Origin of the sequence: Sphingomonas sp. (genome assembly GCF_036269755.1) — a bacterium.
In the GTDB taxonomy this organism is placed as follows: Bacteria; Pseudomonadota; Alphaproteobacteria; order Sphingomonadales; family Sphingomonadaceae; genus Sphingomonas.
In genome coordinates, this window is the sequence record NZ_DATBDV010000015.1 from 58,143 (window position 1) to 72,641 (window position 14,499).

The window sequence follows — 14,499 nt, forward strand, 5'->3', positions numbered from 1 at the left end:
GCCGGTGCGGTCTTACCGACATCAGCGCGCGCCCTCGGGCCACAGTACGACGCGGATCGTCTGGAGGATGATCAGCAAGTCGAGGAACGGCGAATAATTCTTGGCGTAATAGAGGTCGTATTCGAGCTTCTGCCGGCTGTCCTCGATCGACGCGCCATACGGATAGTTGATCTGCGCCCAGCCAGTGATCCCCGGCTTCACCATGTGCCGCTCGGCATAATAATTGAGCTGTTGCTCGAGATCCTCGACGAATTGCGGACGTTCGGGGCGCGGGCCGACGAAGCTCATCTCGCCCTTCAAGACGCTCCAGCATTGCGGGAGTTCATCGAGCCGGACCTTACGGATGAAACGCCCCACCCGGGTGATCCGCGGATCGTCCTTTTCGGCCCACACCGCTTGCCCGCCGACCTCGGCATCCTCGCGCATCGAGCGCAATTTGATGCAGTCGAAGCCGACGCCGTAGAGCCCGACGCGGCGCTGACGGTAGAAAGCGGGACCCTTGCTTTCGAGCTTCACCGCGATCGCGGTGGCGAGGATGACCGGCCCGGTCAGAATCAACAGCACGAGGCTCGCCGTGATGTCGAACAGCCGCTTGAACACGCTCGACAGCATCCGCCCGGACGAGAAACCGTCGGAGAAGATCAGCCAGCTGGGGTTGACGCTTTGCAGGTCGACGCGGCCCGTCTCGCGCTCGAGGAAGGTCGAGATTTCGTTGACATGGACCCCCGTGGTTTTGATCCGCAGCAAGTCCTTGAGCGGCAGCGCATTGCGGCGCTCCTCTAGTGCGAGCACCACTTCACTCGCGTTCAACAGCACGACATGGTCGGCAAGGTTGTAGATCGCGTCGCGCGCGATCGCTTCGGGGATGACTCGGTTGGTTTCGCTCATCGACAGATAGCCGACGACGACGAACGCCGATCCGGGCTGGGCTGCGAGCGCCTTGATCCGCGCCGCGCGTGCGCCCGCGCCGAGCACCACCACGCGGCGCTTGAAGACATGGCTCCCGAGCAGCTTGCCGAGCAGGATGCGCAACGCGACCAGCGCGACCGCCGACAGGCCCATCGCGTAGAGCAGGTTCGATCGCCAGAAACTGAGCTGCGGCGACAGGAAGAACACCACCGACAGGAAGATCACGCCAAGCGAGATCGCGACAAGCAGCCGTGCGGTCGCTCGGCGAAGCGACTGCAGCGCGTCAGCCCCGTACACGCCGACCGCGATCATCGCCATTTCGAGCGACCCGGCATAGACCAGCAATTGCGGCAGGCGGGTGTGGATCGGCTCGACGATGCTGCCGAGCTGGTGGAGGCGCAACGAATAGCCGATTTCCATCGCCGCGATCAGCAACGCGACGTCGAGAAACCCCAGAAACAGAACGGCATGCGGCACGTAGTGCTTGAACAGCCTGATCATCGTCGTCGCCTCGTGCGGCCGGCCGGTGTAAGCTTTTCCGACACGGTCAAACGGGGTGTCGCAGAAATTGACAAACGAAGCGTGAACGGGCGGCGGCAGGCGAATAGTCCGCTATTCGCCGGTGCGCCTCACCGCAGCCGCCCCGGCCGGCGGGTCGGCGCAGCCGAGCCCGTCCGACGTAGGGGCGGAATTTACGTCCGCGCCGGCCGCTGCTCAACCCAAGGAAACCCGCCGCCCCTCCCCGCGTTTGGGCAAAGCCGGGGAAGGCCCTAGATACATCGCAAGCAGCAAAGGACTCGTGAATGCCCGAGGCATCGCCGATCGTTCCAATTATCCTGTCGGGGGGGTCGGGCACCCGATTGTGGCCGATGTCGACGCCCGACACGCCCAAGCAATTGCTCGCGCTGACTGCGGACGAGACGATGCTTCAGCTGACCGCGCGGCGGACCGGCGGCGATGCGTTCGGGGCACCGATCGTCGTCGCCAATGCCCGCCATGCCGAAGAGATCGAGACGCAGCTCGCCGCGGTCGGCAGCCCGGCGCAGGCGCTCATCCTCGAGCCGATGCCGCGCGACACCGCGCCCGCGATCGCGCTCGCGGCGCTCGCGGCGGGCGATCGAGCGACGCTGCTGGTGATGCCGTCGGACCATGTCATCACCGACCTGCACGCGTTCCACGCTGCGGTTGAGGCCGCGCGGCCGATGGTCGAGCAAGGCTGGCTGGTGACGTTCGGGATCGATCCGCATGCGCCGGAGACCGGCTATGGCTGGCTCGAAGTCGGAGAAAGCGTCGCCCCGCGAGTCCACCGCGTCGCAAAATTCGTCGAAAAGCCGCCGAGAGATCGCGCCGAGGCCATGCTTGCGACCGGAAACCACGTCTGGAACGGCGGCATCTTCCTGTTTCGCGCCGATGCGTTTCTTGCCGCGCTGGCGGCGCATGCGCCGGGCATCCTCGATGCCGCGCGTCAGGCGATGGCCGCGGCAAGGCGCGACGGTGCGCGGATCCATCCCGACGCCGTCAGTTTCGGCGCCTCGCCGTCCGATTCGATCGACTATGCGGTGATGGAAAAGGCCGATCGAGTCGCGGTGGTGCCCGTGAGCATGGGCTGGAGCGACGTCGGCAGCTGGGATGCGCTCCACACGATCAGCCATTGCGACGACGCCGGCAACGCTTGCAAGGGCGACGTCGTCGCAATCGAGACCGAGAATTGCCTGGTCCGCGCCGACGGCGTCCGCATCGCCCTGGTCGGCGTCACCGACCTGATCGTGGTGGCGAACGGCAAGGACGTCCTGGTGATGCCGCGCGGCCGCAGTCAGGAAGTGAAGAAGCTCATCGCGGCGATGAAGGACTAAGGTCCGTCGTGGCCGGCGGGAGCACGAGCAGCCCGTCGAGCAGCTGCAGCCGCGGCAACAATGCGGCCGGTACGCGATTGTCGAGCACGACGTAGAGCCGGGTCGGATCGATCCGCCCGGCACGGAAGTCCGCATCGTCCGCATCGAGCCGGGCGCGGATCGCGGCCGGCTCGCGCGAGGCGTAGAAGAAGCGCAACGGCACCGGCCGCGGCGCGGTGATCGCGCGCCAGGCGAGTTCCTCGGTTACACCCTGTTCGAGGTAGGCGCGCGCCGGCACGAACGCGATTGCCGACGCGCGCGCGACATAGGCGTCCCAGCGCGGATCACGCGTGAGCGCGTAGAGCCGGCGCTCGTCCGCGCGGGTGGTGGTGGCGCGCACCGCCGACACCATCGGCGCGAGGTCGATGAGTTGCACAGCGAGCGCAACGCCGAGGATCAGCGGCGCGCGGGGCAACCGCCCGGCAATCGCGATCGCGCTCAATGCGATCATGTAGCCGATCGGCCAGAACAGCCGGCCGCTCGCGCGCACCGGGTCGAGTGCGTCGCGCAAGCCGGGCGCGAGCGGAAGCGAGACGACGACTTGCCCGCCCAGCACCAGGTCCGGCCCGATCGCGACCAGCGTCATCACCGCGAACACCGGCGCCAGCCAAACCCATGGCAAATCCGGCCGGTCGCCCCGCCGCACGATCCACGCCCACACCGCCACCGCGACGAGTAGCAGCATCCCCCCGCCGAGATAGTTGAACCCCTCGAACCCCTGCGCCGAGCCCGGCGCGCTCGCCGGCAGCAGCGCCGAATAATCAGGATTGCCGGGATTCCACAAAGCGTCGAGCGCCATGTTGAATTGGCCGTAGCTGCCGGTCGACAGCGCCGACAGCCCGATTAGCCCGATCCACCAGCCGAGCAGCACGACCAACGCGGCCACCGCCAGCGTCCCGGCCACGGTTCGCCGCCAGCGTTCGGGCTCGAGCGTCAGCAGCCGCAGGATCGCACTCGCCCAAATCGAAGCGACCATCACCATCAAATATGGGTGGACCAATGTGGCCACGCCGAGCACCGCCGCCCACCATCCCGGCCAGCGCGCCTTGTCGGGATCGACGAAGATCCATAGCGCCCACAGGATCAGCCATTGCGCGCACAGATTGATATGGCCGTAGCGCGCGATCAGCACCGGGCTGAACGCGAGCAGCGCGGTACCGATAAAGGCAGCCAGCGGATCGGCGACGTAGCGCCCAACCAGTGCGCGCGCGAAGAACACCTGGAGCAGCACGCACGCGAGCAGCCACATTCCGGCAAACTGCCATCCGACCGGCAACCCGAGCGGCTTCAGGATCAGCGCGAGCAGCGGATTGCTGTCGGTCAGCGCAAGCGGCAGGCCCTCGGGCGCCATCAGGAGCGGGTCGTGCAGGCTCGGCCACGAACCGGCGCGCAAATAGGCGACCAGCCCTAGGCTGTTCTGGCCATGGTCCTGCCCGTCGAGCAGCCAGCCGGCATTGCTCGGGTCGAGCACCGACGGGTGCATCCACGCAACGAACATCGCGATGCCGAGTGCGAGGGTCGGCAAGGTCCTTACCACCGCTACTCCCCGGCGAACGCCGGGGCCCAGTTGGAAAGACTCCCGCGATGGCGCGATAACCGTCATCACTTCCCTACCCCAACTGGACCCCGGCTTTCGCCGGGGAGGCGTAGTACCTTCGATCGGCCTAGGCGATCAACGCCTCGACCTGATCGAGCGTGTCCTTGAACGCCGCGACCACCGCCTGATACGGCGCCGGCGACGCCATATCGAGCCCGGCGCGTTTGAGGATGTCGTACGGATAATCCGACCCGCCCGACTTCAAGACGCTCAGGTAATTGTCGCGATCCTTCGCCCCGCCGGTCAGGATCGAATGCGAGAAGTACGACGCCGCCGAAATGCACGTCGCATATTGGTAGACGTAAAAGCTGTTGTAGAAATGCGGGATATACGCCCATTCCGACGCGTAGGTGTCGGAAATCGCCACCTTCGGCCCATGATAGCGGTGCAGCAGGTCCAGATAGATCCCGCTGAACTTCTCCCCCGACAGCCCCTCGCCGGCCTCGGCCTTGTCGTGCGCGGCGAGCTCGAACTCGGCGAACATCGCCTGACGGTAGAAGGTGCCGCGGATGCTTTCGAGCTGCTGGCCGAGGTAGAAGATCTTCTCCTGCTTGGTCTTGGCCTGCGCGACCATGTACGCCGCGAGGAGCATCTCGTTGCAGGTCGAGGCGATCTCCGCGGTGAAGATGGGGTAATCGGACTTTTCGTAGACCTGGTTCTTGTTGGCGAGCAGGGTGTGCATCGCATGGCCCCATTCGTGCGCGTAGGTCGTCAGCCCGGAATAATTCTCGCCAAGGTTGAGCAGCAGATACGGGTGCACGTCGTACGCCGCGCCGGGGTTCATGTACGCGCCCGATTTCTTGCCGGGACGCGACAGCGGGTCCATCCACTTGCCCGCCGTCGCCCTGGCGAACATGTCGGCATATTCGGGCCCGAGCGGCGTGACCGCTGCCATCGTGATCCCGCGCATCTCCGGCACCGTCACGCGCTTGTCGAGCGCGACCAGTGGCGGATAGATGTCGTAATAGGCCATGTCGGGCAGCCGAGCATCCGCCGCCGAAGCTCGAAATAGCGGTGCAGCTGCGGCAAGCCCTTGTTGGTCTCGGCAACCAGCGAACGGTACACCGCCTCGGGCACATTGTTGCCCGATAGTGCTGCGGCAAGCGAGGTCGGGTAGTTGCGCGCCTTCTTGCGGAACACGTCGGCCTTGACGTGGCTCAGATACGCCGCGCCGAGCGAATTCTGGAACTTCCCGTATTCGGTCCAGAAGGTGTCGAACACGAGCTTGCGGTCGGCGCGGTTGGGCGCGTCGCGGTTGAGCGTATAGGCCTGATCATCGAGCCGAACTTTCTTGCCGGTCGACAGCGTCACGGTCGGCCACGGAATGTCCGACGCCACCAGTTGCTCGCGAATCTCGCCTGGGCCGGAAAACGGCGCGCCGACGCCGGCGAGTAATTTCTCGCTCTCGGGGCTCAGCGTGTGCGGCGCCTGGCGCAGCGTATCGGCGAGCGCGAAATCGAAGCGCGTCTTGAGCGTGGCATTCGACGCGACGAACCGGTCGATTTTGGCCTTGCCGAGCGCGAGCAATTCGGGGCTGACCCACGCCGTCGCCTCGCCGAGCGCGGTGTAGAGGTCGATCGCCTGCGCCTGGCGCTCCTGCGCGGCCGACACGCGCAAATCGGCGTCCGCGTTGAGGCTGGCATAGGTGAACACCCGGCTCGCGGTCTTGCCGAGATCCGATTGCGCGACGAGGAACGCGGCCAGCGTGTCGGCGCTCTCCCCCAATCGGCCCTTATATTTGGTCAGGCTCGGCACTTCGGCCAGCGCCTTCTTGCGCGCGTCGTCCCACGCCGTCACACTGGGGTAGAGATCGGTCAGGTCCCATTGCGCACTGGTCGCCGCGGCGTCCTGCGCCCAGGCGGGAAGCGTCGCGACCAATCCGGCAAGCGCGGTGGCGGCCAGGGCCTGGCGGCGGGACAGTTCGGGCATGGTGGCACTCCGTGGGAAAAATCGTCGCTCGCACTGTGTCGCGTCGCGAAGCGAAAGAAAAGAATGTTGTGCCCGGGCAACGCACCTTAAGCGCAACGGGCGTTCAGGAGGATTCGTGGGCAACCAACTCAGCATCGTCGGCTTCAGCGACGACCTCGCGGGCGATTTCCATCGCATCAACGCGCAGTGGATCGCCGACATGTACCGACTCGAGCCGACCGATCGCGATGTGCTCGACCATCCGCGCGAACGGATCGTCGAACCGGGCGGCGACATCCTGTTCGTCCGCGACGCAGAGCTGGGCATCATCGGCGCCTGCGCGCTGCAAAAGACCGGGGAGCGCCAGTTCGAACTGACCAAGATGGGCGTCGTCCCCGAAGCGCGCGGACGCGGTGCCGGCGCGTTCCTGCTCGCCGCGACGATCGCGCGCGCGTTCGAAATTGGCTGCGACCGGCTCTATCTGCTCAGCAATTCGAAGGGCGCGGCGGGGGTCCGCCTCTACGAGAAAACCGGGTTCGTCCATGACGCGGGGATCATGGAGGAATTCGGCAAACGTTACGAACGTTGCAATGTCGCGATGCTCTATGTGGGGCCGGTGGCCCGCTCGGCCTAGGACCGCGGAGCGCTTCAGAGACTCGCGGCGTGCCGCCGGCAATGCTCGAGATATCCGGCTTCGTGCTCGGCCGCCAACGCCGCGACGCTGTTCCATAGCCAGGGCGGCGCACCGGGGTCGCCGGCGAGCAGCTTGGCGCGCCACGCCTTGCGCACCCGCGCGGTCATCTGCCGGGCATGCGCGCGGCCGACCACGAACGCGAGGTATCGCGCCGCCTTCACCGCCTGGCCGCCGCTGGAAAATTGCCCGACCTCGAGCTTGAGGTCCTGCGGCGCCAACTCTCGGACGAACACCGGGCGCCCCAGCATATGCCCCGCCGCCATCCGCTCGCCGAGGAACGGCGACAGCGCTTTCGCGCCCGCCACCACGCGCTCGGCGTCGTCTTGGGGCATAACCCCACCCCGCGCGACGGGCGCGAGCGGCGCGGTGGCTTGCTTGATATCGACCAGCCCGAACTCGTCGCGGTCCTCGGCGCCCTTGACCGCGAACACGGCGGCATAGCGCAGCAGCCCGAGCGAACTGCACCCCTTCATCCAATACGCCGCGTCGACCAGCCGGATCCTGTTGTCGCTGTCGCGTTTGCCGATCGACAGGATCAGATGTCGCAGCGCGGGGTCGTCGAACAGCGCGACCAGCGCCTCGCGTTCGTCGCCTTCGAGTTTCCAGAACTTCTTGCCGAGCGGGATTTGCGGGTCGGCATCGCCGATCCGCTCGCGGGCGAGATGCTTCCAGCGCCGCCCCAGCGAGCGCCGCTTGACCGTGCGCACCACGTCGGGCTCGGGGCCGGGATCGCCATCGACCGGATCGGCGAGCGCCTGGGCATAGCCTTCGATCATCGCGTCGAGCATCCGCGCGGTCACCAGACCCGGCAGATCGGACCCGCGCGCGGCCGACGCCAGCGACAGCGCGAGCCGGATCAGGTCGTGCGCAGGGTTGCCGATCACCGTCTGATCAAGGTCGCGGATCTGGATTTCGACCCGGCCCTCGCCGTCCGACAGCGGCCCAAGATTGCCGAGGTGACAGTCGCCGCAAATCCACACCGCCGGACCGGTCGGCGGCCGCTTCGATCGCGGCAGCGCGGCGAGTTGCTCGTAGAATCCGGCGGTGTTGCCGCGCACGAAGGCATGCGCCGATCGCGCCATTTTGGCCGATTGCGCCGTGCACAGGGTCGCGCTGCGCTCGTCGCGGGAAGGGGGAGTCACTGCGCGGCGCCGATCACGCCCCTGCATGTCGGTTGCGCGCGCAACGATCAAGCCAGGATTGGGGGCGGCCGCGACGGACTTGGCCGCGCCGTCGCCTTGGCATATCCCGCGGCCATGCTGCCCAACACCCCGCAATGGCTCCCCGTGCTCGCGCCGTGGCTCGATCTCGCGGGGCTGGTGGTGTTCGCCGCCTCGGGCGCGCTGGCAGCGGCGAAGCGCGGGCAGACGATCGTCACGCTCGCTTTCTTCGCGCTCGTCACCGGGGTCGGCGGCGGCACGGTGCGCGACTTGCTGATCGGCGCGCCGGTATTCTGGATCCATGACAGCCGCGCCGCGGCGGCGTGCTTGACCGTGGCGTTCGCGGTGTGGCTGACGCCCGCGGCATGGTGGCGCGGGGCTGCACTCGACTGGTTCGACGCAGCGGGCCTGGCCGCCTATGCGGTGTTCGGCGCGGCCAAGGCGATCGGCTATGGCGTGCCCCCGGTGCCCGCCGCGCTGATGGGCGTGGTGACCGCGTGCGTCGGCGGGATCATCCGCGACGTGTTGGCGGGCGAGCCGTCGATCCTGCTGCGCCCCGAGCTCTACGTGACCGCAGCCGCGCTGGCGGCGGGATCGTACGTCGCGCTCGGGCAAATCGGCGTGCCGCTCCCGGTCGCCGCGGCCGTCGCGGCGCTCGCCGGGTTCGCGCTGCGCGCGGCGGCGATCCGCTGGAAGCTGGCGTTGCCGGCGTATCGCGCCGGGCGCGAGGCCTAGCCGCGCTGGACCAGCCCGACGTCGCTGAATCGCTTCGGCTCGGCGGGCGGGATCGTCGCGTCGTTGAGCTCGCATTGCCAAAAGCCCACGTCGATCCAGCGGCCCTGCTTGTATCCCATTTCGCGCAGCACGCCCTGGCGACGGAACCCGCTCGCCTCGTGCAGCCCGATCGAATAATCGTTGGGCAGCGCGATCACACCGAGCGCCTGGACGAAGCCTTGCGCGCGGAGCGTATCTACCAGCGCGCGATAGAGCAGCTTGCCGACCCCCTGCCCCTGCGCCGGGCTGGAGACGTAGATCGACGTCTCGACGACATAGCGATACGCCGGGCGGTCGCGGAACTGCCCGGCATAGGCATAGGCCAGCACCGCGTCGCCGTCGGCCTCGCCATTGGTCGCGACCAGCCAAGGATACAGCCCCGCCGACGCCGCCATCCGCCCGCGCATCTGGCGCGCGTCGGGCGCCTCGGTCTCGAACGAGACGGTGCCGGTCAGCACATAGGGGGCGTAGATCGCGGCGATCGACGCGGCATCGTCGGGCCGCGCCGGGCGCAGCGCGATCAAGACCAGAACGCCTTGATCAGCATCTCCGCCAGGCTGAGATCGGCCTTGCTCGCGCGCGCATCGCTGAACCCGGCGCATTCGAGGCAGCGCGCCTGGACCGAGCTCGCGCTCGCCAGCCGCTTGGCGTCGCCGATCGCGCGCGCCAGCACGTCGCGGCGCTCGGCGGCGACGGTCGCGAACACGTCGCGCGCGCGGGCACCGTCGACCACATCGTCGTCATCGTCGCCATCGCCGGCCCAGCCCTGGGCGAGCTGCGCGAACCAGCTCGGCTTCTTCTCGAGATAGACGGTCGAAACGGTCTTGGGGTCGAGCCCAGCCCGCCGCGCCGCTTCGGCGACGGCATCGTCCAACGTGCCGAAACGGTCGACCAGACCGATCTGTCGCGCGGTGCCGCCGTCCCACACGCGGCCCTGGCCGATTTCGTCGACGCGCTGGGGACTGAGCTTGCGCGCCGCGGCGACGCGCCCGACGAACTCGGCATAGCCGTGCTCGATCCCGGCTTGCAGGATCGTATCGAACTGAGGGTTGGTGCCGCCATAGACGTCGGGCTGCCCCGACAGCGGCGTCGTCTTGACCCCGTCGGCGGTGATGCCGAGCTTTTTCAACGAATTCTCGAAGGTCGGGATGATCCCGAAAATGCCGATCGACCCGGTGATCGTGTTGGGCTCGGCAAAGATCACGTCGCCTGCGGTCGATACCCAATAGCCGCCCGACGCGGCGAGCCCGCCCATCGACACGACGATCGGCAGCTTCTGTCGCTTGGCTTCGAGGATCGCGAGCCGGATCGTCTCCGACGCCAGCGCGGACCCGCCGGGCGAATCGACTCGCACCACCAGCGCTTTCAACTCCTTCTTCGCCAGCGCATCGAGCACAGCGGTGGCGATGGTGTCGCCGCCCGCGGTGCCGGGGCCGGCCTTGCCGTCGACGATGTCGCCCGCGACGGTGACGATGCCGATCTGGTCGCCGCCGGTCTTGATCGGATTGGCCGCGAGCCAGTCGTCATATTTGATCGTAGCGAAATCGCCCGCGACCTTCTTGGGCGCTTCGCCCGCAAGTTCGGCGACATGCTTGCCGAACGCCACTCGGTCGCCGAGCTTGTCGACCAGCCCCGCCGCCAGATTGGCTTGCGCGATGTCGCCGTGCGCGGCGGTGATCGCCTGGTCGGGTGCGCTGAGGAACGCGTCGATCTGCGCCTTGGGCCGCGCCTTGTGGATCAAATCCTTCCACTGGCCGAAGATCGAGCCGTAGAGCGCGGTCAGCGCTTCCTTGGCCTCGGGCGACTCGCTGTCGCGCGTATAGGGCTCGACGTACGACTTGAACTTGCCGACGCGATAGACGTGGACATTGACCCCGAGCTTGTCGATCAGCCCCTTGTAATAAAGCTGGCTGCCGCCCGGCCCCATGAACAAAGTGCCGCCCATCGGGTTGACCCAGATCTCGCTGGCGTTCGACGCCAAGAGGTAGGAGCCGTCGGTGTATGCGGTGGCGTAGGCGAGCACCTTCTTGCCCGACGCCTTGAACTGGCCGATCGCGTTCGCGACTTCGCTCACCGCCGCGGGATAGCCGCCGCCATAGCTGTCGAGGTCGAGCACCAGCAGCTTGACCCGGTCGTCGGTCCTGGCCGCGTCGATCGAGCGAACGAGGTCGCGCAGGCGGAATTCGTGCGGGGCGTTGCCCTGCGCCGCCGCCCAGGCGCTGACGTCGGCGGGCTGCTCGACGATCGCGCCGTCGAGCTTGAGCACCAGCGCGCCGTCATGGATCGCGCGGCCGGGCTTCGCCGACAACGCCGCGAACAGCGCGCCGAAGAACAGCAGCATGAAGACGAGGACCAGGAAGTCCTTGATGCCGACCAGGATTTTCCAGGCGCCCCGAACCAGTTTCACGCAATATCTCCCCGGCGCCGGCGATTGGCGCACGCTCGCGCCACCGATAGCCGCAAGTGTTGTGGTGGAGCAATACGCGACGCGCTTTTCCTCTCCCCTTGCGGGAGAGGAAAAGTGAAGCTTGGCAGCTCGCTGGCTAGCGTAGCTTGGAGAGGGGGTGCGGAGCACAGCTCCGCGCGGTCCTATGGACCGCTTACCCCTCACCCAACTTCGACTAGGCAGCGAGCTGCCAAGTCTCCGTAGCCCTCTCCCGCAAGGGGAGCGGGGTATGACGGTATCCCATCTTCCGCTATCCGCCCGCGCATGGCCCATCCAGCCGCCCCGATGCCGCTGGCCGGCCCGCCTCTCGCGACGATGCGAGACGAGCTGGGCGCGCTCGCTCGCCTCGCGGGACCGTTGGTCGGCGCCAACCTGCTGCAAATGGCGGTGTATGCGATCGACGTAATGTTCGTCGCGCGGCTGTCGGCGATCGATTTCGCCGCATCGACGCTCGGCGTGTTCCTGTTCAGCCTGATCATGTGGGCGCTGATCGGGTTCACCGGGGCTTGCGCACCGATCATCGCTGCCGAACTCGGCGCGCGCGCCCACGCGGTGCGTCAGGTGCGGCGGTCGTTTCGCATGGCGATGTGGCTCGGCGCGCTGACCGGCGTGATCGCGATGCTAATCCTCTGGCACGGCGAGCGCATCCTGTTGTGGCTCGGGCAGGACCCGCGAGTCGCGGTCCGCACCGGCGCTTTCCTCGACATCCTGCTGCTGGTGATGCTGCCCAACATCTGGGCGGGCGTGATGCGCACCGTCGCCGCGGCGCTCGGCCGCCCCGGCTGGGCGATGCTGGTGACGGCGGGCGCGGTCGGGGTCAACGCGCTCGGCAACTGGCTGCTGGTGTTCGGGCATGGCGGGTTTCCGGCATTGGGCCTCGAAGGATCGGCGACCGCGAGCGTGATCACCGCGACCGGCATGATGATCGCCTATGCGGCGATCCTGCTGCTCGACCCCAAGCTGCGGCGCTATCGGCTGTTCGGCAAATGGTGGCTGCCGCGCTGGCGGCGGATGGGCGAGATCGCGAGGCTCGGCGCGCCGATCGCGCTGACGTTCAGCCTGGAGGGCGGGTTGTTCGGCGGCGCAGCCTTCCTAATGGGGCTGATCGGTGTGACCGAAGTCGCCGCGCATGCGATCGCGCTCAACATCGCCGCGCTCGCGTTCCAGGTGCCGTTCGGCATCGCGCAGGCCGCGACGATCCGCGTCGGGCTCGCCTATGGCGCGCGCGACCACGCCTGGATCGGCCGCGCCGGCTGGGCGGCGATCGTCACCGGCACCGGGTTCATGGCGCTGACCGCGACCGTCATCTGGCTCGCGCCGCGGCTGATCGTCGGCATCTATGTCGACACCAGCGAAGCGGCGCGCGCGCGCGAGGTCGCGCTCGCGGTGCAGTATCTCGCGGTCGCCGCGGCGTTCCAGCTGTTCGACGGCGCCCAAGCCGTCGCGGCGGGCGCGTTGCGAGGCTTACAGGACACGCGCGTGCCGATGTACGTCGCGGCGTTCGGCTATTGGGTGGCGGGTTTCGGCACCGCGATCGTGCTCGGCTTCCACACCGAGCTGCAGGGCGTCGGCATCTGGATCGGGCTCGCGGTCGGGCTGCTCGTCGTATCGGCGCTGCTCGTGGCCCGCTGGGCGATGCGCGCGAAGCTCGGGCTCTTGCCCGCCGCCTGACCTGAAAATTGTTACGGCGCCCATTGACGCTCGGCGGCGTCCTCCACATATGGCGCGTGTTGGCACTCGCATGAGTCGAGTGCCAAGTCATTTCATCTAGCCAAAGAGGGTACACAGCAATGAACTTTCGTCCGTTGCACGACCGCGTCCTCGTCCGCCGTATCGAGGCCGACGAAAAGACCGCGGGCGGGATCATCATCCCGGACACCGCCAAGGAAAAGCCGCAGGAAGGCGAAGTCGTCGCCGCCGGCACCGGCGCCCGCAACGAACAGGGCCAGGTCCATCCGCTCGAGGTCAAGGCCGGCGACCGCGTGCTGTTCGGCAAGTGGTCGGGCACCGAGGTCAAGGTCGACGGCGAAGAGCTGTTGATCATGAAGGAAAGCGACATCCTGGGGATCGTCGGCTGATTTTCGGAGCGGGCGACCGTCTCATGGTCACCGCGAACATTCGGAACATTCAAACTAAGGAACAGCCACCATGGCAGCCAAGGACGTAAAATTCAGCCGGGACGCGCGTGAGCGCATCCTCAAGGGCGTCGACATCCTCGCCGACGCGGTCAAGGTCACTTTGGGGCCGAAGGGCCGCAACGTCGTGATCGAAAAGAGCTACGGCGCGCCGCGCATCACCAAGGACGGCGTCACCGTCGCCAAGGAGATCGAGCTCAAGGACAAGTTCGAGAACATGGGCGCGCAGATGCTGCGCGAAGTCGCCTCGAAGACCAACGACAATGCCGGTGACGGCACCACCACCGCGACCGTGCTGGCGCAGGCGATCGTCCGCGAGGGCATGAAGTCGGTCGCGGCCGGCATGAACCCGATGGACCTCAAGCGCGGCATCGACCTCGCGGTGATCAAGGTCGTCGAGGACCTCAAGTCGCGCTCGAAGCCCGTCTCGGGCTCGAATGAGATCGCCCAGGTCGGCATCATCTCGGCCAATGGCGACACCGTCGTCGGCGAGAAGATCGCCGAGGCTATGGAGAAGGTCGGCAAGGAAGGCGTGATCACCGTCGAAGAGGCGAAGGGTCTCGAATTCGAGCTCGACGTCGTCGAGGGCATGCAGTTCGACCGTGGTTACCTGTCGCCGTACTTCATCACCAACCCCGAGAAGATGACCGTCGAGCTTCAGGACCCCTACATCCTGATCCACGAGAAGAAGCTGTCGAACCTGCAGGCGATGCTCCCGATCCTGGAAGCCGTCGTCCAGTCGGGCCGTCCGCTGCTGATCATCGCCGAGGATATCGAGGGCGAGGCGCTGGCGACCCTGGTGGTCAACAAGCTGCGCGGCGGCCTCAAGGTCGCGGCGGTCAAGGCGCCGGGCTTTGGCGATCGCCGCAAGGCGATGCTCGAGGATATTGCGATCCTCACCGGCGGGGAGATGATCAGCGAGGATCTCGGCATCAAGCTCGAGAACGTCACGGTCGCCATGCTTGGCCAGGCCAAGCGCGTCAT

Annotated in this window: 13 protein-coding genes; 6 read left to right on the forward strand and 7 right to left on the reverse strand. The window is 67.2% G+C overall.

Annotation, left to right across the window (positions count from 1 at the left end):
- Positions 1-21 precede the first annotated feature (21 nt).
- Positions 22-1,410 (reverse strand): TIGR03013 family XrtA/PEP-CTERM system glycosyltransferase, encoded by a 1,389-nt coding sequence (locus VH326_RS10660; protein ID WP_329631804.1) that lies wholly within the window; start codon positions 1,408-1,410, stop codon positions 22-24.
- Positions 1,411-1,712: 302 nt separating this feature from the next.
- Here VH326_RS10660 and VH326_RS10665 point away from each other — a divergent pair, with 302 nt between their 5' ends.
- Entirely contained in the window at positions 1,713-2,762 is a 1,050-nt protein-coding gene (locus tag VH326_RS10665; RefSeq protein WP_329631805.1) for a mannose-1-phosphate guanylyltransferase/mannose-6-phosphate isomerase, read from the forward strand.
- Here the strand turns inward: VH326_RS10665 and VH326_RS10670 are convergent.
- The 3 genes from VH326_RS10670 to VH326_RS10680 form a co-directional block, all read right to left on the reverse strand.
- Positions 2,740-4,338, reverse strand: coding sequence for a DUF6311 domain-containing protein (locus VH326_RS10670; protein WP_329631806.1), 1,599 nt, complete (start codon positions 4,336-4,338; stop codon positions 2,740-2,742). The two genes, VH326_RS10665 and VH326_RS10670, sit on opposite strands and share 23 nt — an antisense overlap.
- A gap of 127 nt (positions 4,339-4,465) precedes the next feature.
- A complete protein-coding gene (locus VH326_RS10675; RefSeq protein ID WP_329631807.1) occupies positions 4,466-5,371 on the reverse strand; it encodes a M3 family metallopeptidase in 906 nt (301 codons plus the stop codon).
- Positions 5,320-6,327, reverse strand: coding sequence for a M3 family metallopeptidase (locus VH326_RS10680; protein WP_329631808.1), 1,008 nt, complete (start codon positions 6,325-6,327; stop codon positions 5,320-5,322). Before VH326_RS10680 ends, VH326_RS10675 begins: the two co-directional genes overlap by 52 nt.
- Positions 6,328-6,442: 115 nt before the next feature.
- Here VH326_RS10680 and VH326_RS10685 point away from each other — a divergent pair, with 115 nt between their 5' ends.
- Complete coding sequence (locus tag VH326_RS10685; RefSeq protein WP_329631809.1) at positions 6,443-6,940, forward strand: GNAT family N-acetyltransferase; 498 nt, start codon at positions 6,443-6,445, stop codon at positions 6,938-6,940.
- A gap of 14 nt (positions 6,941-6,954) precedes the next feature.
- Here VH326_RS10685 and VH326_RS10690 read toward each other — a convergent pair whose 3' ends face one another.
- A complete protein-coding gene (locus tag VH326_RS10690; protein WP_329631810.1) occupies positions 6,955-8,142 on the reverse strand; it encodes a DUF2252 family protein in 1,188 nt (395 codons plus the stop codon).
- Between the two features lie 114 nt (positions 8,143-8,256).
- Between VH326_RS10690 and VH326_RS10695 the strand changes: the two genes are divergently transcribed.
- Positions 8,257-8,895: a trimeric intracellular cation channel family protein gene (locus tag VH326_RS10695; RefSeq protein WP_329631811.1), complete on the forward strand. Its 639-nt coding sequence runs from the start codon at positions 8,257-8,259 to the stop codon at positions 8,893-8,895.
- Here VH326_RS10695 and VH326_RS10700 read toward each other — a convergent pair.
- A complete protein-coding gene (locus VH326_RS10700; protein WP_329631812.1) occupies positions 8,892-9,458 on the reverse strand; it encodes an N-acetyltransferase family protein in 567 nt (188 codons plus the stop codon). The two genes, VH326_RS10695 and VH326_RS10700, sit on opposite strands and share 4 nt — an antisense overlap.
- Entirely contained in the window at positions 9,455-11,341 is a 1,887-nt protein-coding gene (gene sppA / locus VH326_RS10705) for a signal peptide peptidase SppA (protein WP_329631813.1), read from the reverse strand. Before sppA ends, VH326_RS10700 begins: the two co-directional genes overlap by 4 nt.
- Positions 11,342-11,644: 303 nt before the next feature.
- Here sppA and VH326_RS10710 point away from each other — a divergent pair, with 303 nt between their 5' ends.
- The 3 genes from VH326_RS10710 to groEL all read left to right on the forward strand — a co-directional run.
- Positions 11,645-13,051, forward strand: a complete 1,407-nt coding sequence (locus tag VH326_RS10710; protein ID WP_329631814.1) for an MATE family efflux transporter — start codon at positions 11,645-11,647, stop codon at positions 13,049-13,051.
- A 119-nt stretch (positions 13,052-13,170) separates the two neighbouring features.
- Entirely contained in the window at positions 13,171-13,458 is a 288-nt protein-coding gene (gene groES, locus VH326_RS10715; RefSeq protein ID WP_329631815.1) for a co-chaperone GroES, read from the forward strand.
- 70 nt (positions 13,459-13,528) lie between these two features.
- Positions 13,529-14,499 (forward strand): chaperonin GroEL (groEL, locus tag VH326_RS10720; protein WP_329631816.1); only part of this gene is annotated, 971 nt, incomplete at its 3' end.

Excerpts from the sequence above, each read along its gene's own strand:
- VH326_RS10660 (WP_329631804.1), bottom strand. The coding sequence starts at position 1,410 with ATGATCAGGCTGTTCAAGCACTACGTGCCGCATGCCGTTCTGTTTCTG.
- VH326_RS10665 (WP_329631805.1), top strand. The coding sequence starts at position 1,713 with ATGCCCGAGGCATCGCCGATCGTTCCAATTATCCTGTCGGGGGGGTCG.
- VH326_RS10675 (WP_329631807.1), bottom strand. The coding sequence starts at position 5,371 with ATGGCCTATTACGACATCTATCCGCCACTGGTCGCGCTCGACAAGCGC.
- VH326_RS10680 (WP_329631808.1), bottom strand. The coding sequence starts at position 6,327 with ATGCCCGAACTGTCCCGCCGCCAGGCCCTGGCCGCCACCGCGCTTGCC.
- VH326_RS10695 (WP_329631811.1), top strand. The coding sequence starts at position 8,257 with ATGCTGCCCAACACCCCGCAATGGCTCCCCGTGCTCGCGCCGTGGCTC.
- VH326_RS10710 (WP_329631814.1), top strand. The coding sequence starts at position 11,645 with ATGGCCCATCCAGCCGCCCCGATGCCGCTGGCCGGCCCGCCTCTCGCG.
- groES (WP_329631815.1), top strand. The coding sequence starts at position 13,171 with ATGAACTTTCGTCCGTTGCACGACCGCGTCCTCGTCCGCCGTATCGAG.